General features: G+C 71.6%; 16 protein-coding genes. 9 read left to right on the forward strand and 7 right to left on the reverse strand.

Going from position 1 to position 17,848, the window contains the following annotated elements; genetic code table 11:
- Positions 1 to 47 precede the first annotated feature (47 nt).
- Together ACFWWR_RS02255 and ACFWWR_RS02260 are read left to right on the forward strand one after the other, a co-directional pair.
- The gene (locus tag ACFWWR_RS02255; protein WP_384301488.1) at positions 48 to 860 is read left to right on the forward strand and encodes an SAM-dependent methyltransferase; all 813 of its coding nucleotides are present in this window, start codon (positions 48 to 50) and stop codon (positions 858 to 860) included.
- A complete protein-coding gene (locus ACFWWR_RS02260; RefSeq protein ID WP_384301490.1) occupies positions 857 to 2,992 on the forward strand; it encodes a putative bifunctional diguanylate cyclase/phosphodiesterase in 2,136 nt (711 codons plus the stop codon). Before ACFWWR_RS02255 ends, ACFWWR_RS02260 begins: the two co-directional genes overlap by 4 nt.
- Before the next feature lie 780 nt (positions 2,993 to 3,772).
- On the opposite strand, the gene ACFWWR_RS02265 is transcribed toward ACFWWR_RS02260, so the two are convergent.
- Positions 3,773 to 4,657 (reverse strand): LysR family transcriptional regulator, encoded by an 885-nt coding sequence (locus tag ACFWWR_RS02265; protein WP_383861475.1) that lies wholly within the window; start codon positions 4,655 to 4,657, stop codon positions 3,773 to 3,775.
- A gap of 119 nt (positions 4,658 to 4,776) precedes the next feature.
- Between ACFWWR_RS02265 and ACFWWR_RS02270 the strand changes: the two genes are divergently transcribed.
- From ACFWWR_RS02270 to ACFWWR_RS02290, 5 genes are all read left to right on the forward strand, one after another.
- Entirely contained in the window at positions 4,777 to 5,448 is a 672-nt protein-coding gene (locus ACFWWR_RS02270) for a succinate dehydrogenase (protein WP_383861478.1), read from the forward strand.
- Positions 5,449 to 5,450: 2 nt separating this feature from the next.
- On the forward strand, positions 5,451 to 7,418 hold the full coding sequence (locus ACFWWR_RS02275; RefSeq protein ID WP_383861481.1) for a fumarate reductase/succinate dehydrogenase flavoprotein subunit: 1,968 nt from the start codon (positions 5,451 to 5,453) through the stop codon (positions 7,416 to 7,418).
- Positions 7,415 to 8,164 carry a succinate dehydrogenase/fumarate reductase iron-sulfur subunit gene (locus ACFWWR_RS02280; protein ID WP_383861484.1) on the forward strand — a complete coding sequence of 250 codons (750 nt, stop codon included), beginning with the start codon at positions 7,415 to 7,417 and terminating at the stop codon, positions 8,162 to 8,164. The genes ACFWWR_RS02275 and ACFWWR_RS02280 overlap by 4 nt, the downstream gene beginning before the upstream one ends.
- 226 nt (positions 8,165 to 8,390) lie before the next feature.
- Positions 8,391 to 9,161, forward strand: a complete 771-nt coding sequence (locus ACFWWR_RS02285) for a GNAT family N-acetyltransferase (RefSeq protein WP_384301492.1) — start codon at positions 8,391 to 8,393, stop codon at positions 9,159 to 9,161.
- Positions 9,161 to 9,967 (forward strand): lysophospholipid acyltransferase family protein, encoded by an 807-nt coding sequence (locus ACFWWR_RS02290; protein ID WP_384301494.1) that lies wholly within the window; start codon positions 9,161 to 9,163, stop codon positions 9,965 to 9,967. The genes ACFWWR_RS02285 and ACFWWR_RS02290 overlap by 1 nt, the downstream gene beginning before the upstream one ends.
- Here ACFWWR_RS02290 and ACFWWR_RS02295 read toward each other — a convergent pair.
- Positions 9,964 to 10,557 (reverse strand): TetR/AcrR family transcriptional regulator, encoded by a 594-nt coding sequence (locus tag ACFWWR_RS02295; RefSeq protein WP_384301496.1) that lies wholly within the window; start codon positions 10,555 to 10,557, stop codon positions 9,964 to 9,966. The two genes, ACFWWR_RS02290 and ACFWWR_RS02295, sit on opposite strands and share 4 nt — an antisense overlap.
- An 80-nt stretch (positions 10,558 to 10,637) precedes the next feature.
- Between ACFWWR_RS02295 and ACFWWR_RS02300 the strand changes: the two genes are divergently transcribed.
- Positions 10,638 to 11,705 carry a DMT family transporter gene (locus ACFWWR_RS02300; protein WP_384301498.1) on the forward strand — a complete coding sequence of 356 codons (1,068 nt, stop codon included), beginning with the start codon at positions 10,638 to 10,640 and terminating at the stop codon, positions 11,703 to 11,705.
- 85 nt (positions 11,706 to 11,790) lie between these two features.
- On the opposite strand, the gene ACFWWR_RS02305 is transcribed toward ACFWWR_RS02300, so the two are convergent.
- Positions 11,791 to 14,124 carry an ATP-binding cassette domain-containing protein gene (locus ACFWWR_RS02305; RefSeq protein ID WP_383861496.1) on the reverse strand — a complete coding sequence of 778 codons (2,334 nt, stop codon included), beginning with the start codon at positions 14,122 to 14,124 and terminating at the stop codon, positions 11,791 to 11,793.
- Positions 14,125 to 14,178: 54 nt separating this feature from the next.
- The gene (locus ACFWWR_RS02310) at positions 14,179 to 15,189 is read right to left on the reverse strand and encodes an LLM class flavin-dependent oxidoreductase (protein ID WP_383861499.1); all 1,011 of its coding nucleotides are present in this window, start codon (positions 15,187 to 15,189) and stop codon (positions 14,179 to 14,181) included.
- Positions 15,190 to 15,348: 159 nt separating this feature from the next.
- Here ACFWWR_RS02310 and ACFWWR_RS02315 point away from each other — a divergent pair, with 159 nt between their 5' ends.
- Positions 15,349 to 16,062 carry a DNA polymerase beta superfamily protein gene (locus tag ACFWWR_RS02315; protein ID WP_384301500.1) on the forward strand — a complete coding sequence of 238 codons (714 nt, stop codon included), beginning with the start codon at positions 15,349 to 15,351 and terminating at the stop codon, positions 16,060 to 16,062.
- Here ACFWWR_RS02315 and ACFWWR_RS02320 read toward each other — a convergent pair.
- From ACFWWR_RS02320 to ACFWWR_RS02330, 3 genes are all read right to left on the reverse strand, one after another.
- Positions 16,023 to 17,177, reverse strand: a complete 1,155-nt coding sequence (locus ACFWWR_RS02320) for a GTP-binding protein (protein WP_383861504.1) — start codon at positions 17,175 to 17,177, stop codon at positions 16,023 to 16,025. The two genes, ACFWWR_RS02315 and ACFWWR_RS02320, sit on opposite strands and share 40 nt — an antisense overlap.
- A gap of 6 nt (positions 17,178 to 17,183) precedes the next feature.
- Positions 17,184 to 17,354 carry a 50S ribosomal protein L32 gene (gene rpmF, locus ACFWWR_RS02325; protein ID WP_095750490.1) on the reverse strand — a complete coding sequence of 57 codons (171 nt, stop codon included), beginning with the start codon at positions 17,352 to 17,354 and terminating at the stop codon, positions 17,184 to 17,186.
- 71 nt (positions 17,355 to 17,425) lie between these two features.
- Positions 17,426 to 17,836 carry a (2Fe-2S) ferredoxin domain-containing protein gene (locus ACFWWR_RS02330; RefSeq protein ID WP_383861507.1) on the reverse strand — a complete coding sequence of 137 codons (411 nt, stop codon included), beginning with the start codon at positions 17,834 to 17,836 and terminating at the stop codon, positions 17,426 to 17,428.
- Positions 17,837 to 17,848 lie beyond the last annotated feature (12 nt).

Raw genomic sequence — 17,848 nt, forward strand, 5'->3', positions numbered from 1 at the left:
TAGCCTCAGCTCTCGAACACCGGATCGCCTACGCCTTGGAGAGATAGATGGAGCGTCCCGCCTGGGCCCCACGAAGCATCGACATCTCGGTGCCGAGCGTTTCGCGCATCTACGACTACTACCTGGGCGGTTCGCACAACTTCGAGGTCGACCGGCAAGCGGCCCGCAAGGCCATGGAGTTCATGCCGGGACTTCCGAAGATCATGCAGGCGAACCGGGCGTTCATGCGCCGGGCGGTGCGCTTCGCCGTGGACGAGGGCATCACCCAGTTCCTGGACATCGGCTCGGGCATCCCGACCTTCGGAACCGTCCACGAGGTGGCCCGGGCGACCCGCCCCGACGCGCACGTGGTGTACGTCGACCACGACCCGGTGGCGGTGGCGCACAGCGAGGCGGTCCTCGCCGGTGTCGACGGCGCCGGCGTGGTCGCGGCCGACCTGCGCAAGCCCCGGGAGATCCTCGCGAGCCCCGAAGTGCAGCGGCTGATCGACCCGAACCGGCCGGTGGCGCTGCTTCTCATTGCCATACTGCACTTCGTGGAAGACGCGGACGACCCCTACGGAGCGGTGGCCGAACTGCGCGACGCGCTCGCGCCCGGCAGCATGCTGCTCCTGACGCATGCCTCGTACGAGGGAATCCCGTTGCCACCGGAGCGGGCGGAGGGTGCGGTGGACGTGTACAAGGACATTCGCAACCCGCTGATCATGCGCTCGCGCGAAGAGATCGCGCGGTTCTTCGAGGGGTACGACATGGTGGAACCCGGACTCGTGGCGCCGCCGCACTGGCGGCCGGACACCGCACCGGAGGACGAGGATCCGTACGCGTTCTCCGGGTTCGCAGGCGTGGGGCGTACGGCGTGAGCGCGGAACCGGACGGGCCCGAGGACAGACTCCGGCGGTTCGCGACGATCTGGAGCCGGGCGGTGTTCCCGGTGACCTCGACGTCCGCGACCCGGCCCGAGTTCGAGGAACAACTGCTCCCGCTGGCACGGCGGTTGAGCAACGGGCTGCGGGCGCGGGTCTTCGACGCGGACGAGGCCAAGGCGGTGGGCGCGGCCCTGGTCGGCGCGCACTGCACCGACCCGGACGCGCTGAGCCGCACGCTCGACTGCGTCGACGCCTACCTGGTGCTCTACTGCGGCGAGGGGGGCGACCAGGAGGACCTTCGGGCGCGTGCCGCGCGGCTCCAGCACGCCATGGCCGCCGGGTTCGCCCAGGCCCTGCGCGAGCGGACGCTGGCCGAGCAGGAGGCCATCGCCCAGGCGGCGTTGCAGGCGCAGGGCGTGGTCGCCCAGGCGCTGCACGCGACCGAGGCCCGCTTCCGCGCGGTCTTCGAGGGCGCGGCCATAGGCATCGGCATGGCCGACCTCGAAGGCAACATCCTCCAGGTCAACGGAGCGTTGCTGCGCATGTTCGGCATCTCCGAACAGACCATGCGCGGCCGCAACGTCATGGATTGGACCCATGCCGAGGACGCGCCCCAGACCTGGAAGCTCTACGACGAACTCGTCCGCGGCGAGCGGGAGCACTACCACACGGAGAAGGCCTTCCACCGCCCCGACGGAACGGTCCTGTGGACCAACCTGACGGTCTCCCTGCTGCGCGACGCCGACGGCAACCCGCAGTACCAGCTGGCCCTCATGGAGGACACCACCGAGCGCCGCCTGCTCAACCTGAGGCTGCGCTACGAGGCCACCCACGACGCGCTCACCGGCCTGCCCAACCGCACCTTCTTCTTCGAACGCCTGGAGAAGGCACTGGGCGCCGGGAAGGGCCAGCGCTTCGGGCTGTGCTACCTCGACCTCGACGGCTTCAAGACCATCAACGACAGCCTCGGGCACGCGGCCGGCGACCGGCTGCTCGTCGAGGTCGCCGACCGGCTGCAGTCCTGCACGACCGCCCCCGGTGAGATGGTCGCCCGGCTCGGCGGCGACGAGTTCGTGGCGCTGACCACCGGGCCCGACACCGAGCGCGAGGTCGACGAGCTCGCCGCGCGCATCATGAACGCGATGATCGCCCCCATCAGCGTCGACGGCCGTGAACTGACCGTGCGCGGCAGCATCGGCATCGTGGAGGGCCCGGCGGGCGAGCGCAGCCCGGCGGAGGTGCTGCGCAGCGCCGACATCACCATGTACCGGGCCAAGTCGGCGGGCGGCAACCGCTTCGAGCTCGCCGACGCGGAGGCCGACGCCCGCGCGATCACCCGGCACGGACTGACCACCGCGCTGCCGACGGCCCTGGAGCGGGGCGAGTTCTTCATCGAGTACCAGCCGCTGGTCCACCTCGGCGACGGCAGCGTGCGCGGCGCCGAGGCCCTGGTGCGCTGGCTGCACCCGCAGCACGGCGTCCTCGGCCCCGACCAGTTCATCCCGCTGGCCGAGCACACCGGGCTGATCGTGCCGTTGGGGCGCTGGGTCCTCGAACAGTCGGTGCGCCAGGCGCACGAATGGGCCGAACGGCACACCGGCGCGGGGCCTCTGCGCATCAACGTCAACCTCTCGCCCTGCCAGCTCACACACCCCGGGCTGGTGCAGGACACCGTCGACATCCTGGATCGTATGGGCGTCGCGCCCGAGGCGCTCTGCCTGGAGGTCACCGAGTCGGCGCTGATCGGGGCCGACGACGACCTGCTGAAGCCGCTGCGGCGCCTGGCGGAGATGGGCGTCGACATCGCCCTGGACGACTTCGGCACCGGCTACTCGAACCTGGCCAACCTGCGTCGCCTGCCGGTGAGCATCCTCAAGCTGGACCGCTCCTTCACCCAGAGCATGCAGCAGTTCCCGGCGGATCCCGTCGACCTCAAGATCGTCGAGGGGATCGTTTCGCTTGCCCACAGCCTGAACCTCACGGTGACGGTGGAGGGCGTCGAGACCGGTGCCCAGGCCGAGCAGCTACGGATACTGGGCTGCGACACCGCCCAGGGCTGGTACTACGCCCGCCCCGGACCGCCGGAGCGGCTGCACGAACTGGCACTGGTGGACGCGACGGGCTGAGCCGAGGCTGTCCGGCCGCATGCGGTACGTCCACGACCGGCCGGTGGGACACACCCGGGCGGAGACGGCGAGCGGTGACGCGGGCGGCCGGGGGACGGGCCGAGCGGTTGGTCGAGGTCGCTGCCTTCGCTGCGGATCTCCTCGGTGTACCGGTGTACCGGTGTGGGTCGCAGCGGCACAGGCCGAGGCGGCGAGGGCCGGGCGGCGAGCGGGTGGCCGGTGGTGAGGGCGGCGACGCGTGGACCGGTCGCCGGCGTCTCGGCGTCCGGACCGGTGCGGTGGAAGGGCTGACGGGCCCCGAGCCGCGTCGGCCTCGCCCGGACGCAGCAGTCGCGGCTGTGCGTTCCGGCCGGGCAGCCGGGCAGCCGGGCAGCCGGGCAGCCGGAGCCGGAAGGCCGGCGGGTGACCGGTACGGCCGCCGGCTCTGACGCGTACGGCGCCGGGATCGCCTTCGGCAGCGCCCCGTCGCCGTCGGCGGCCTCGTCGGCTGGGACCGGTTTTCGGTTCCGTAGTGTCGGCGCGCCGGGTGCGCGTCGGGTGGGCTCCGCGGCCTCAGGGGTGACCGTGCGTCCTCGGGCGGGGCCGGTTTTCGGTTCCGTAGGGTCCGCGCGGCGGGTCCGTCGTCCGGCGGGCTCCACGGCCCGGCTCGGGGGCCGCCGCGCGCCGGGTCCGTCGTCCCGCGTCTCCGCGGCCCGAAGGGCGACCGCGCCTCGTCGAGGAGTACCGTCCCGGCGGGGGTGCGCGGCACTGTTCGAGCCGGCCGTTCCGAGCTGACCGCCCTCAGCGCTCCAGCAGCATCCGTTGCAGTTCGCGCGCCGCCCGCGGCGGGGCCACGTCACTGCGGTGCGCGAGGGCGATCGCGCGGTGCAGTCCGGGGCGGGCCAGCGGGGTGACCCGCAGGCCGCGCCCGGAGCGTGCCGCCACCATGCGGGGTACGACGGCCATGCCGAGGCCCGCCCGTACGAAACCGAGGACCGCGTCCATCTCCCCGCCCTCCACGGCGAAGTCCGGCTCGAAGCCCTCGGCGCGGCACGCGGCCACGGTCAGCTCACGCAGGTCGTAGCCGTGCCGGAACATCACCATGCGCTCGCCCTCCAGGTCGGCGACGCGCACGGTGCGCCGGCCCCGGCCCGGCTTGGGGGCGTCCGGGGAGGACACCACGACGAGGTCCTCGCGCAGCAGCTCCACCGTGGTCAGCGCGGGCGAGGGCGTCGGCAGCGGGAGGACGACGAGGGCCAGATCGAGGGCGCCGCGGGCGAGTTCCCGTACGAGGTCGTGGGAGCCGCCCTCCTCGATCAGCAGCCGGATCCCGGGATAGCGGTCGTGGAAGGCGCGCAGCACGTCCGGCAGCAGGCCCGTGCACAGACTCGGCGTCGCGCCCAGCCGGACCCGGCCGCTGCGCAGCTGCACCAGCTCCTGCACCTCGTGCCGGGCGGTGTCGGCGTCCGCGAGGATGCGCCGGGCCAGCGGCAGCAGTGCCTCGCCCGCGTCGGTGAGGGTGATGTTGCCGCGTGCCCGCAGGAACAGGTCCGCGCCCAACTCCCGCTCCAGCGCCTTGATCTGCTGTGACAGGGACGGCTGGGCGACATGGACCACCTCGGCGGCCCGGGTGAAGTGCCGGGTCTCGGCGACCGCCACGAAGTACTGGAGCTGCTGGAACTGCATGGACCCACGATAGCCCCAGGCTATGGAATCAAGCCGGACCATGTCTTGGACCGATCGGCGGCACGCCCGTAGCGTGCTGTGACATGGCTCTGGCAACGCGGACGGACCGACGGTCGTCCATGGCACGCACCGTGTGGAACTCCTCCGTCGGCAAGAAGAGCGTGATGGCCGTCAGCGGCCTGATCATGCTGCTGTACCTGGTCATCCACATGATCGGAAACCTGAAGATCTTCTTCGGGTCCGGCGAGTTCAACCACTACGCGCACTGGCTGCGCACCGTCGGCGAGCCGTTCATGCACTACGAGTGGACGCTCTGGCTCGTCCGCGTGGTGCTGGTGGTCGCCGTCGTCGCCCACGCCACCTCGGCGTACCAGCTCAGCCGCCGCGACATCAGGGCGCGTCCGAGCAAGTACGTCCACAAGAAGCCGCGGGCGAGCTACGCGACCCGCACCATGCGCTGGGGCGGGATCATCCTCGGCCTGTTCATCGTCTGGCACATCCTCGACCTGACGACCGGCACCGTGCACTCCGGCGGCTTCCAGGAGGGCCACCCGTACCAGAACGTCGTGGACACCTTCTCCACCTGGTACGGCAACGTGATCTACATCGTCGCGATGCTCGCGCTCGGCCTGCACGTCCGGCACGGCTTCTGGAGTGCCGCCCAGACCCTCGGCGTCGGCAGCCGGGCCCGTGACCGTGCCCTGAAGACCGTCGCCAACGTACTCGCGCTGCTGCTCACGGCCGGTTTCATCGCCGTGCCCGTGGGCGTCATGACCGGAGTGGTGAGCTGAACATGAGTTCTTCCGCCGAATACGTCGAATACACGGAATACGCGACCGGTGAGCCGGTCGTCGACACGAAGGCCCCCGCCGGCCCGATCGGCGAGCGCTGGGACAGGCGCCGCTTCGAGGCCAAGCTGGTCAACCCCGCCAACCGGCGCAAGCACACGGTGATCGTCGTCGGGACGGGCCTGGCGGGCGGCTCGGCCGGCGCCACCCTCGCCGAACAGGGCTACCACGTCGTCCAGTTCTGCTACCAGGACTCACCGCGCCGCGCCCACTCCATCGCCGCCCAGGGCGGCATCAACGCGGCGAAGAACTACCGCAACGACGGCGACTCGATCCACCGGCTGTTCTACGACACCGTCAAGGGCGGCGACTTCCGGGCGCGGGAGTCGAACGTCCACCGGCTGGCGCAGATCTCCGTCGAGATCATCGACCAGTGTGTCGCGCAGGGCGTGCCGTTCGCGCGTGAGTACGGCGGTCTGCTCGACACCCGCTCCTTCGGCGGCGTCCAGGTGTCACGGACCTTCTACGCCCGCGGCCAGACGGGGCAGCAACTGCTGCTCGGCGCCTACCAGGCGCTCTCCCGGCAGATCGCGGCCGGGAACGTCGAGATGCACCCCCGGACCGAGATGCTCGACCTGATCGTCGTCGACGGGCGGGCGCGCGGCATCGTGGCGCGCGATCTCATCACCGGTCGCATCGACACCTACTTCGCGGACGCCGTCGTCCTGGCGAGCGGCGGCTACGGCAACGTCTTCTACCTGTCGACGAACGCCATGAACTCCAACGCCACCGCCGTCTGGCGGGCCCACCGGCGTGGCGCCTACTTCGCCAACCCCTGCTTCACGCAGATCCACCCCACCTGCATCCCGCGCACCGGCGAGCACCAGTCCAAGCTGACGCTGATGAGCGAGTCGCTGCGCAACGACGGCCGGATCTGGGTGCCGAAGGCCAAGGGCGACGACCGTCCGCCGAACAAGATCCCCGAGGACGAGCGCGACTACTACCTGGAGCGCATCTACCCCTCCTTCGGCAACCTGGTCCCTCGTGACATCGCCTCCCGCGCGGCGAAGAACGTCTGCGACGAGGGCAGGGGCGTCGGGCCCGGCGGGCAGGGCGTGTACCTCGACTTCGCCGACGCCATCAAGCGCATGGGGCGCAAGGCCGTCGAGGCCAAGTACGGCAACCTCTTCGACATGTACCAGCGGATCACCGACGAGGATCCGTACAAGGTGCCGATGCGGATCTATCCCGCCGTGCACTACACCATGGGCGGTTTGTGGGTGGATTACGACCTCCAGACCACGATCCCGGGCCTGTTCGCCGTCGGCGAGGCCAACTTCTCCGACCACGGGGCGAACCGGCTGGGCGCGTCCGCCCTCATGCAGGGGCTCGCCGACGGCTACTTCGTCCTGCCGGCGACCATCAACGACTACCTCGCCCGCAACCCGCACCACGAGGCCGTCACCGCCGAACATCCGGCCGTACAGGAGGTGTTGGCGGAGACCGAGGACCGGCTGAATCTGCTGCTGGCCGTCGACGGCGACCGCACCCCCGACTCCTTCCACCGCGAGGTCGGCGAACTCATGTGGGAGTTCTGCGGCATGGCCCGCACCGACAGCGGACTGCGCAAGGCGCTGGAGCGGATTCCGCAGATCCGCGAGGAGTTCTGGCGGCGCATCAAGGTCCCCGGCACCGGCGAGGAGTTCAACCAGTCGCTGGAGAAGGCCAACCGGGTCGTCGACTACCTGGAACTCGCCGAGCTGATGTGTCTCGACGCGCTGCACCGGGCCGAGTCCTGCGGCGGTCACTTCCGGGAGGAGTCCCAGACGCCCGACGGCGAGGCCGCCCGCAGGGACGACGAGTTCGCCTACGCGGCCGCCTGGGAGTTCACCGGCACCGGCGACGCGCCTGTTCTGCACAAGGAAGACCTGGTCTTCGAGTACGTCCACCCCACTCAGCGGAGCTACGCATGAAGCTCACCCTGCGCGTCTGGCGACAGAAGAACGCCGACGCCGAAGGCGCCATGTCCACGTACGAGGTGGACGGAATCTCCTCCGACATGTCCTTCCTGGAGATGCTCGACACCCTCAACGAGCAGCTCATCCTGGGCGGCGAGGACCCCGTCGCCTTCGACCACGACTGCCGGGAGGGCATCTGCGGGGCGTGTTCGCTCGTCATCAACGGCGACGCGCACGGGCCCGAGCGCACCACGACCTGTCAGCTGCACATGCGGTCCTTCAAGGACGGCGACACGATCGACATCGAGCCGTGGAGGGCGTCGGCGTTTCCGGTGATCAAGGATCTGGTCGTCGACCGGACCGCCTTCGACCGGATCATCCAGGCCGGCGGGTACATCACCGTGCCGACCGGCGCGGCGCCCGAGGCGCATGCGACGCCGGTGCCGAAGCCTGACGCGGACTTCGCGTTCGAGCACGCGGAGTGCATCGGGTGCGGGGCGTGTGTGGCGGCCTGTCCCAACGGGGCGGCGATGTTGTTCACCTCGGCGAAGGTGAATCACCTGAATGTCCTGCCGCAGGGGGCGCCGGAGCGGGAGACGCGGGTGCTGGACATGGTGGCGCAGATGGACGACGAGGGGTTCGGGGGGTGCACGTTGACGGGGGAGTGTGCGACTGCTTGCCCCAAGGGGATTCCGCTCGTGTCCATCACCGGGATGAACAAGGAGTGGCTGCGGGCTACCCGGAAGGCGGGGAAGCGGTAGCGCCGAAGGGGGCGGACTGTCGCAAGAAGCGTTCGCCGAAGGGTGCGGACGGGCGGGGCCGGGAGTGGTGCTCATCCCCGGTCCCGTCTCGCTTCCCGGGGGAAGCCCCTGGCATTCAGCATCCTCACATCCGCGCTCCTGGCACTCGTCATGCGCCGGTCAGCCGGGGTCGGAAGAACAGGAGCGGCGGCACCGCTCGCCGCCCCGGCCCGACCAGGAGAGTGCCATGACCGGCGTTTCCACGCTCGACCGTCCCCCGCAGCCGACCGCCCCCGCCCGCTACACCGTCACCCTGGCCCGCGACGAGGCCGACGTGCGGGCCGCACAGCGGCTGCGGTACGAGGTGTTCGCCGGCGAGATGGGCGCCCTCCTGAACTCCCCGCAGCCGGGCCTCGACGCCGACCCCTTCGACGCCCACTGCGACCACCTGCTCGTGCGGGACACAGCGACGGGCCAGGTCGTCGGGACGTACCGGCTGCTGCCGCCGGAACGGGCCGCGGTCGCCGGACGCCTGTACTCCGAGGGCGAGTTCGACCTCACCCGGCTCGACCCGATCCGCGCGGGACTCGTCGAGGTCGGCCGTTCCTGCGTCCACCTCGACCACCGGGACGGCGCGGTCATCGGGCTCATCTGGGCCGGCATGGCCCGCTACATGGTGGACCGCGGCCACGAGTGGCTCGCCGGCTGCTGCTCGATCCCGCTGGCGGACGGCGGCGCCCTGGCGGCCGGGACCTGGGACCGGGTGCGGGAGAAGCACCTGGCTCCCGAGGAGTTCCGGGTACGACCGCTGCTGCCCTGGGTTCCGAAGAGCGCGGCGCCCGCCGCCCGCACCGAACTGCCCGCGCTCCTGCGCGGCTACCTCCGTCTGGGCGCCTGGGTCTGCGCGGAGCCCGCCCACGACCCGGACTTCGGGGTCGCCGACCTGTACGTGCTGCTGTCGATGCGCCGGGTCGACCCGCGCTATCTGCGGCACTTCCTCTCCCTCGTCTCCACCTGATGAGCGTCTGGCTGCCCGGCGCTCCCTGCACCCCCGGGGCATGTGTGGAGCCCTCGGGATCCGGCGTGGCCGTACCGCTTGCCGTGCTGCGGCTGGTGGCGGTCACGGTCCTGGTGGCCATCGGGGTCCTCCTGTCGCCGCTCTGCGGGCTCATGCCCGCCGCCGTGGTGCGGAGGTGGTGCCGGGCGGTCGTGCGAGCCGCGGGGGTACGGGTCCGGGTGACCGGTGGCGCCGCGCCCACCGGCGGACTCCTCCTGGTCGCCAACCACATCTCGTGGCTGGACATCCCGCTGCTGGGTGCCGTACGCCCGGGCAGGATGCTCGCCAAGGCCGAGATCCGGCGGTGGCCCGTGGTGGGGCCGCTGGCCGCCCGGGGCGCGCTGTTCATCGAGCGGGACCGGCTGCGCGCGCTGCCGGCCACGGTCGCCGGTGTCGCCGAGGCGCTGCGGACCGGCTCGGCCGTCGTCGCCTTCCCCGAGGGAAGCACCTGGTGCGGCCGCGCCCAGGGGCCCTTCCGCCGGGCCGTCTTCCAGGCGGCGCTCGACGCGGGGGTCCCCGTCCAGCCCGTCCGCATCCACTACCGCACGGCACGGGGAGCGGCCAGCACGGCGCCCGCCTTCGTCGGCGAGGACACCCTGCTCGCCTCACTGTGGCGGGTGGCCTCGGCACGAGGGCTGGTGGCCGAGGTGGAGGTCCGGGACGCCATCCCGCCGGGCCGCCACCACGACCGCCGCGCCCTGGCCAGGGCGGCGCAGCGGGAGGCGCTGCCGGAGCCGGCGCGTGCCCACACCACCTCGCTGTCCTAACGCCCTGCGTCGGCGCCGGCCCCGTCGAGGAGTTCGGCCGCCCGGTCGCGCGCGTGGCCGATCGGGTCGGGAAAGATCCGCAGTCCGTGCGCGACCATCGCACCCTCGTGGAGCAGCATGAGCGTGCGGGCCAGTTCGTCGGCCCGGCTCGGGACAATGTCCCGGACCAGGTCGGCGAAGAGCGCCAGCATCCACTCCTTCTGGCCGGTGATGATCGGGTAGGCCGGATGGGAGGGATCGCTGATCTCGGCATGCGCGTTGACCATGCTGCATCCCTTGGGACTGCTCTCGGTCATCCACGCCTTCGAGGCGTCGAAGACCACGCTGACGCGGTCGACGGATCCCGGCTCCGTCCGCGCCAGCCACTCCGTGACGAACGCTCGCCAGCGTTCGTCACGGTCGGCCAAGTACTCGACGACGATCTGCTCCTTGGAGCCGAACCGGTCGTACAGCGTCTTCTTCGTGACCCCGGCCTCGGCGGCGATCAGGTCCACCCCGACCGCGTGGATGCCCTGGTCGTAGAAGAGCCGCGACGCGGCGGCGAGAACGCGGCGCGCGCCCGGGGTCATCGTGATCCGTCTGGTGCCCATGACCGAAAGTATACCGATCTGTATAGTGGGAACCCCGAAGGTATACCGGTCTGTTCAGTGGTGTTGATGGGTGATCAGCCGTGAACCTCCTCCTCTCCGTCGCGTTCGTGCTGTGCTGGAGCTCGGGCTTCGTGGGCGCCAAGCTGGGCACGGAGGACGCCGGTGCGCTGACGATCCTGATGTGGCGGTTCCTGCCACTGGCCCTCGTCCTCGCCGCGGCGGCCGTCACTCGCCACAGGGCCTCCTGGCGAGGGCTGACCACGCGCGACGTCGGACGGCAGGCCGTGATCGGGCTCCTCTCCCAGAGCGGCTACCTGCTCACCGTCTACTGGGCGATCCAGCTCGGCGTCTCCACCGGCACGACCGCCCTGATCGACGGCACGCAGCCCCTCGTCGCCGGAGCGCTCGCCGGCCCCCTCCTGCGCCAGTACGTCTCGGGCCGGCAGTGGCTGGGCCTGTGCCTGGGGCTCGTCGGGGTCGCCCTGGTCGCCACCGCCGACGCCGGAGCGAGCAGCGGCGTGGCGTGGTGGTCCTATCTGGTGCCGTTCACGGGGATGCTGTCCCTGGTGGCGGCCACCTTCATCGAACAGCGTTCCCGTACGCACGTCACGCCCACGGTGTCGATGACCGTCCACTGCGTCACCAGTGCGCTCGTCTTCACCGGCGCCGCCCTCGCGGTCGGGTCGGCCGCGCCACCCTCGGCGCCGTCGTTCTGGATCGCGATCGTGTGGCTCGTGACACTGTCGACCTTCGGCGGCTACGGGCTCTACTGGATCGTGCTGCGGCGCTTCGGGGTCACCAAGGTCAACACGCTCATGTTCCTGATGGCTCCCGTCACGGCCGTCTGGGGCGCGCTCATGTTCGGCGAACCGTTCACCGCGCGGACCGCCGTCGGCCTGGCGGTCGCCCTCTCGGCAGTCGCCGTCGTGCACGCAGCGAGCCCTCGCGCGGCACAATCGTCACGCAACGGCGGCAGCGACAGCGACAGCGACGGTCAGGGCGAGCGACGCGACGGCCGGCGCCAGGATGCCCCAGGGCCGGACGATGTCCTGGAGCACGCGCGCACGAACGTGCACGCCGGGCGCGCCCACGAAGAAGCCGACCATTCCGGTCGCGGCCCCGAGGCCGACGACCGCAGCACCCAGTAGCTCCAGCGGCGGCCCGGCCGCACCGGCCGGCCCGCCGAACGTCCGCCAGGGCGACCCCCCGCAGTGGCCACGACCGTCCCGACGACTACCGAAGCACCCGCCCCAGATACGCCGCCGTAGCGCTCCCTTCCGCCCGCGCCACCTCCGCCGGCACCCCCGCCGCCACGATCCGCCCGCCTTCGTCGCCGCCGCCCGGCCCCAGGTCGATCACCCAGTCCGCGCCCGCGACGACCGCCATGTCGTGCTCGACGACGATCACGGTGTGCCCGGCGTCGACGAGGCCGTGCAGCTCGCGCATCAGGACCTCGACGTCGGCCGGATGGAGACCGGCCGTCGGCTCGTCGAGGAGGTAGAGGGTGTGGCCGCGCCGGGCGCGCTGCAACTCGCTCGCCAGCTTGATCCGTTGGGCCTCGCCGCCGGACAGCTCGGTCGCGGGCTGCCCGAGACGCAGATAGCCGAGGCCGACGTCGAGCAGCGTCGTCAGACTGCGCGCCACCGCCGGAGTGTCCGCGAAGAAGTCGGCCGCCGACTCCACCGTGAGGTCCAGCACCTGTGCGATGTTCCGCCCCCGGTACGTCACTTCGAGCGTCTCGGGGTTGTAGCGCGCCCCGCCGCAGTCCGGGCACGGCGTGTAGGTGCTCGGCAGGAACAGCAGCTCGACGGTCACGTACCCCTCGCCCTGGCAGGTCTCGCAGCGCCCTCCCGCGACGTTGAAGGAGAAACGGCCGACGCCGTAACTCCGCGAGCGGGCCTCGTCGGTGGCCGCGAACACCTTGCGCACCACGTCGAAGAGGCCCGTGTAGGTCGCCAGATTGGAGCGCGGGGTGCGTCCGATGGGCTTCTGGTCGACCGAGACGAGCCGCCGCACGCCCGGCAGGTCCTCGGTGATCTGCCCGATCAGCGTGGACTTCCCGGATCCCGAGACGCCGGTGATCGCGGTGAACACCCCGAGCGGGAACTCGGCGGTCACCGCGCGCAGGTTGTGCCGGGTGACCGGGCCGACCCGCAGCCGGCCGCGTGCCGGGCGGACCTCCCGTACGGGCGCGGGGGAGCGGTCGAAGAGGAAGCGGGCCGTGGCCGACTCGGCGACTCCGGCCAGCTCGGCCACGGGCCCGCTGTGCAGCACCCGCCCGCCGTGCTCACCGGCCCGCGGCCCGACGTCCACGAGCCAGTCGGCGCCGCGCATGACGTCGAGGTGGTGCTCGACCACGAACACCGAGTTCCCCGCCGCCTTCAGCCGCGCCAGCACCGTCAGCAGCGCCTCGGTGTCCGCCGGGTGCAGTCCGGCGGACGGTTCGTCGAGGACGTACACCACCCCGAACAGCCCGGACCGCAGCTGGGTCGCGAGGCGCAGCCGCTGGAGTTCGCCCGCCGAGAGGGTGGGCGTCGCGCGGTCGAGGCCCAGGTAGCCGAGGCCGAGTTCGACGACCGGCGCGATACGGGACTTGAGATCGGCGGTGAGGACGCGGGCGGCCTCCGACGTGCCGGCGTCGAGGATCGCGGCCAGCTCCACCAGGGGCAGGGCGGCCAGCTCGGCGATCGTACGGCCCGCGAAGGTCACCGCCAGCGCCTCGGGGCGCAGCCTGCTGCCCCCGCAGACCGGGCAAGGAGCGCTGGTGAGGAAGCGTTCCGCCCGGACGCGCAGCGTCGGGCTCTTGGAGTCCGCGAACGTCTTCATGACGTACCGCCGGGCGCTCATGTACGTGCCCTGGTACGGCCGTTGGATGCGATCCGCCTCCCGGACCGGATGCACGGTGACGACCGGCTGCTCGTCCGTGAACAGGATCCACTCCCGCTGCTCGGCGGGCAGGTCGCGCCACGGGCGGTCCACGTCGTAGCCCAGCGCGTCGAGGATGTCCCGCAGGTTCTTGCCCTGCCAGGCTCCCGGCCACGCGGCGATCGCACCCTCGCGGATCGACAGCGACGGATCGGGTACCAGCGACTCCTCGGTCGTACGGTGGACTCGCCCGAGTCCATGGCACTCCGGGCACGCTCCGACCGCCGTGTTGGGGGAGAAGGAGTCCGAGTCGAGCCGCTCGGCGCCCGGCGGGTACTCGCCGGCCCGGGAGAACAGCATCCGCAGGGAGTTGGAGAGGTTGGTGACCGTGCCGACGGACGAGCGGGACGTCGGCGCCGAGCGGCGCTGCTGCAGCGAGACCGCGGGCGGCAGACCGGTGATCTCGCCCACCTTCGGTGCCCCCACCTGGTGGATCAGCCGGCGAGCGTACGGCGCGACCGACTCGAAGTACCGCCGCTGTGCCTCCGCGTAGATCGTGCCGAACGCCAGCGACGACTTCCCCGAACCGGACACGCCGGTGAACACTGCCAGCACGTCCCGCGGGACGTCGACGTCCACGCCCTTGAGGTTGTGCTCACGGGCGCCGCGCACGCGGACGTACGGGTCGTGCGGACCGGACATGGTGGAACTCCGTACGAGGTTGCGCCTGGCTGCGTAAGGACAAACGCCGCGATCCTATGCGAGCGGGACGCCGGTGGTGATCCGGGCCAGTCGGCGGTAGGAGTCCAGCAGGGCCTCGCGGTCGTACGTGCTGGTCGTCACCAGCACCTCCTGGGCTCCCGTCTCCTTCAGCACGGTCTCCAGCTCGTGGGCGACCTGTTCCTCGGTGCCGGCGACGTGCCCCTCGAGCCCCGACTCGTAGAGGCCGCGCTCCTTGGCGCTCATCGTCAGCGCCTCCACGCGCTCGGCCGGCGGCAGAGGAGGGAAGGTGCCGTGCGTGCGCGAGTACGCCATCGACCAGGCCTCGGGGACCAGCAGCCGCCGGGCCTCCTCGGGCGTGGCGGCCACCGCGATCGTGCCGGAGATGACGACGTGGGGCTCCGGCGCCCACGAGGAGGGGCGGAAGTGGGTGCGGTAGTGGTCGATGCCGCGTCGCATCTTCTCGCGGTTGCGCAGGTCGCCGATGACCATCGGCAGCCCGGCGCGCGCGGCGATCGTCGCGCCCTCGCCCATCGCCAGCACGAACGGCGGCACGGTCAGACCCTCCGCGGGGCGCGCGTGCACGCCCGTCGGGGAGGTGCCCCGGAACCAGCCGAGCAGCTCCTCCAGCTGCCCCGCGAAGTCCTCGGCGACGTCCTTGTCGCGCCCGAGCGCCTTGCGCACCCCGTCCGTGAAGCCCACCGAGCGGCCGAGCCCCATGTCGATCCGCCCGGGGAAGAGGGACTCCAGCACGCCGAACTGCTCAGCCACGACGAGGGGTTGGTGGTTGGGCAGCATGACGCCGCCGGTGCCGACCCGGATCGTCCGCGTCGCGGCGGCCACGGCGGCGGCCAGCACGGTCGGCGCCGAACCGGCGACCCCGGGCACCCCGTGGTGCTCCGACACCCAGAAGCGGTGATAGCCGAGCCCCTCCAGCTCCCGCGCCAGCCGCACGGTGTCGCGCAGCGCCTCGGCGTCCGTGCGGCCCTCCCGGGTCCGGGAGCGGTCGAGAACGGAGAAGCGGGTGCCGGCGATCAGGGAGCTCACACGGGGTGCAACGCCTGGAGGGCGGTGACATTCCCGCCGTCGGTGTCCGCCGGTCCTCGGAAAACCGGATGACCACGACGTCGCAGGTCATCACAATGGAGCACGTCTCAGCGGCGGCCGCACGTCCGCACAGCCACATACCCCGAAAGGCGGCCGACCGTGACCGTCCCGAACATCCTGCTGTCCGGCATCGTCGGTTCCACCGCGTACGGCCTCGCCCACGCCGGTTCCGACGTCGACCGGCTCGGCCTCTTCGCCGCGCCCACCGTCGAGCTGCACGGCCTGCGAGGGCCGAAGGAGTCCCACGTCACCACCGCACCGGACCGCACCCTGCACGAGGCCGCCAAGTGGTGCCGGCTCGCCCTGGGCGGCAACCCGACGGCCATGGAGCTGGTGTGGCTCCCGGACGACCTGTACGAGGTCCGCACCCCTCTCGGTGAGGAACTGATAGGCATCCGCACGTCGTTCCTGAGTGCCAAGCGCGTCCGGGACGCCTACCTCGGCTACGCCACCCAGCAGTTCCGGCGGCTGGAGGGCCGCGGCGACGGCTCGTTCCCCGCGGACAGCCGCAGGCGCACCGCGAAGCACGCCCGGCATCTGAAGCGGCTGTGTCACCAGGGTCTGGTGCTGTACACCACCGGCCGACTGGAGATCCGCGTCGAGGACCCCGAGGAGTACCACGCCTTCGGCGAGCGCGTCGCCGCCGACCCGTCGGCCGCGCTTCCCCTGCTCAGGCACTACGAGGCGGCCTTCGACGAGACGCCCACCGTGCTGCCCGAGCAGCCCGGGGAGGCGGCCGTCGAGGCGTGGCTGCGCAAAGTACGCGGCCGCCTCTACACCTCGGAGTGGTCGCAGGCCTCGTCGATGCCGTAGGTGTCCCAGGCGGGGAACGGATCGGCCTGGGGTGCGGGCTCGTCCGGGCGCAGGAGGCAGCCGGTGAGGGCGGCTTGGAGTGCGTCGGCGTCCAACCCGGTGCCGATGAAGACCAGTTCCTGTGCGTGCGGGGCGTCGTGGTCGCGGGCGGCGGAGGGCTCGAACCGGGCCACCGAGCCGGCCTGCGACCACAGGCCCGTGACCTGCGGGCGGCTGGACAGGGTGAAGAACCCCTTCGACCTCAGAATCCTCCCGTACTTGCCGCTGTCCAGCTCCTCGACCACGAAGTCCCACAACCGGGTGGGGTGGAAGGGGAGTTCGGAACGGAACACGGTGGAGGACACTCCGTACTCCTCGGTCTCCGGCACGTGCTCGCCGTTGAGCTCGCGCACCCAGCCCGGCGCCTGCTGGGCCCGCTCCAAGTCGAACAGGCCGGTGCCCAGGACCTCCCCCAGGTCGACCCGCCCGTCCGTGGCCGGGACGATCCGGGCGACCGGGTTGAGGCGGCCGAGCGCCGCCCTGAGCCGGGCCGCGGACTCCTCGTCGACGAGGTCGAGCTTGTTGAGCACGATGACGTCGGCGAACTCGACCTGATCCACCAGCAGGTCGCTGACCGTGCGCTCGTCGTCCTCGAAGGGGGCGAGTCCGCGCTCGGCGAGTTCGTCGCCGTTCGCCAGCTCAGGCAGGAAGCCCGCCGCGTCCACGACCGTGACCATCGTGTCCAGGCGGGCGACCTCCCCGAGGGTGGCGCCGTCGTCGCGGGCGAAGGCGAAGGTGGCCGCCACCGGCAGGGGTTCGGAGATCCCGCTGGACTCGATCAGCAGGTGGTCGAAGCGGCCCTCGCGGGCCAGCCGGTCGACCTCCTCCAGCAGGTCGTCGCGCAGGGTGCAGCAGATGCAGCCGTTGGTCATCTCGACCAGGCGTTCCTCGGTCCGCGAGAGCGCCGCCTGACCGCCGCGCACCAGGGCCGCGTCGATGTTGACCTCGCTCATGTCGTTCACGATGACCGCGACGCGCAGGCCCTGACGATTGGTGAGCACGTGGTTGAGGAGCGTGGTCTTGCCCGCGCCGAGGAACCCGGACAGCACGGTGACGGGCAGCAGGTCGTACGACACCGGCGCTCAGCCCTCGGGGCGCAGCAGCCCGCGCTCGTACGCCTTGACCAGGTTCTGCGGTACGAGGTGACGTACGCCGTCGATCGTGACGGGCACCAGCGTCGGCGTGGCGGCCTTCCACTGCGCGCGGCGGTGGCGGGTGTTGCTACGGGACATCTTCCGCTTGGGTACGGCCATGACGGTCCTCCTCGATGGGGTGAGCACCGAGACGCTACATGAAAATGGATCCCATTAACAATTGCGGGATGTCAGCGCCGGGACCGCACGCGCGCGTCCCGCGGCGGCCGGATGAACTGCATCTCCAGCGTGGCCGGCGGCTCGGCGACGCCGGGCCCGCCCGCGGCGGCCCACCGCACGACCTCCTCGGTGCTGTCGTCGTCCATGACGAACCCGATCCACACGGCCCGCCCCCCGGCCCGGCGTCCGGCGGCCGAGGGGCGGACCACGATCACGTTGGCCTGGTCGCAGGGGCCCAGACAGTCGGTCGTACGCACCTGGAAACCGTGCTCGGCCGCACCGGCACGCAGCAGCTCCAACTGCCATGCCGGGTCGGTGCCGGGCTGCTTGCGGGCGTTTCCGCAGCAGCAGCCCCGGCAGACGACGAGGGTGCAGGAACCGGATCCGGAGCCGGTCAGGCGCGTACGGGGCGTCGAAGGCATGGGACAAGCATG

Source organism: Streptomyces sp. NPDC058678 (genome assembly GCF_042714835.1).
In the GTDB taxonomy this organism is placed as follows: Bacteria; Actinomycetota; Actinomycetes; order Streptomycetales; family Streptomycetaceae; genus Streptomyces.

What these genes read in the sequence shown, in the direction of transcription:
- ACFWWR_RS02295 (WP_384301496.1), bottom strand. Translation starts at nt 10,557, where the DNA reads ATGGGCACCAGACGGATCACGATGACCCCGGGCGCGCGCCGCGTTCTC.
- ACFWWR_RS02285 (WP_384301492.1), top strand. Translation starts at nt 8,391, where the DNA reads ATGACCGGCGTTTCCACGCTCGACCGTCCCCCGCAGCCGACCGCCCCC.
- ACFWWR_RS02305 (WP_383861496.1), bottom strand. Translation starts at nt 14,124, where the DNA reads ATGTCCGGTCCGCACGACCCGTACGTCCGCGTGCGCGGCGCCCGTGAG.
- ACFWWR_RS02270 (WP_383861478.1), top strand. Translation starts at nt 4,777, where the DNA reads ATGGCACGCACCGTGTGGAACTCCTCCGTCGGCAAGAAGAGCGTGATG.
- ACFWWR_RS02280 (WP_383861484.1), top strand. Translation starts at nt 7,415, where the DNA reads ATGAAGCTCACCCTGCGCGTCTGGCGACAGAAGAACGCCGACGCCGAA.
- ACFWWR_RS02290 (WP_384301494.1), top strand. Translation starts at nt 9,161, where the DNA reads ATGAGCGTCTGGCTGCCCGGCGCTCCCTGCACCCCCGGGGCATGTGTG.
- ACFWWR_RS02265 (WP_383861475.1), bottom strand. Translation starts at nt 4,657, where the DNA reads ATGCAGTTCCAGCAGCTCCAGTACTTCGTGGCGGTCGCCGAGACCCGG.
- ACFWWR_RS02255 (WP_384301488.1), top strand. Translation starts at nt 48, where the DNA reads ATGGAGCGTCCCGCCTGGGCCCCACGAAGCATCGACATCTCGGTGCCG.
- ACFWWR_RS02330 (WP_383861507.1), bottom strand. Translation starts at nt 17,836, where the DNA reads ATGCCTTCGACGCCCCGTACGCGCCTGACCGGCTCCGGATCCGGTTCC.
- ACFWWR_RS02275 (WP_383861481.1), top strand. Translation starts at nt 5,451, where the DNA reads ATGAGTTCTTCCGCCGAATACGTCGAATACACGGAATACGCGACCGGT.
- rpmF (WP_095750490.1), bottom strand. Translation starts at nt 17,354, where the DNA reads ATGGCCGTACCCAAGCGGAAGATGTCCCGTAGCAACACCCGCCACCGC.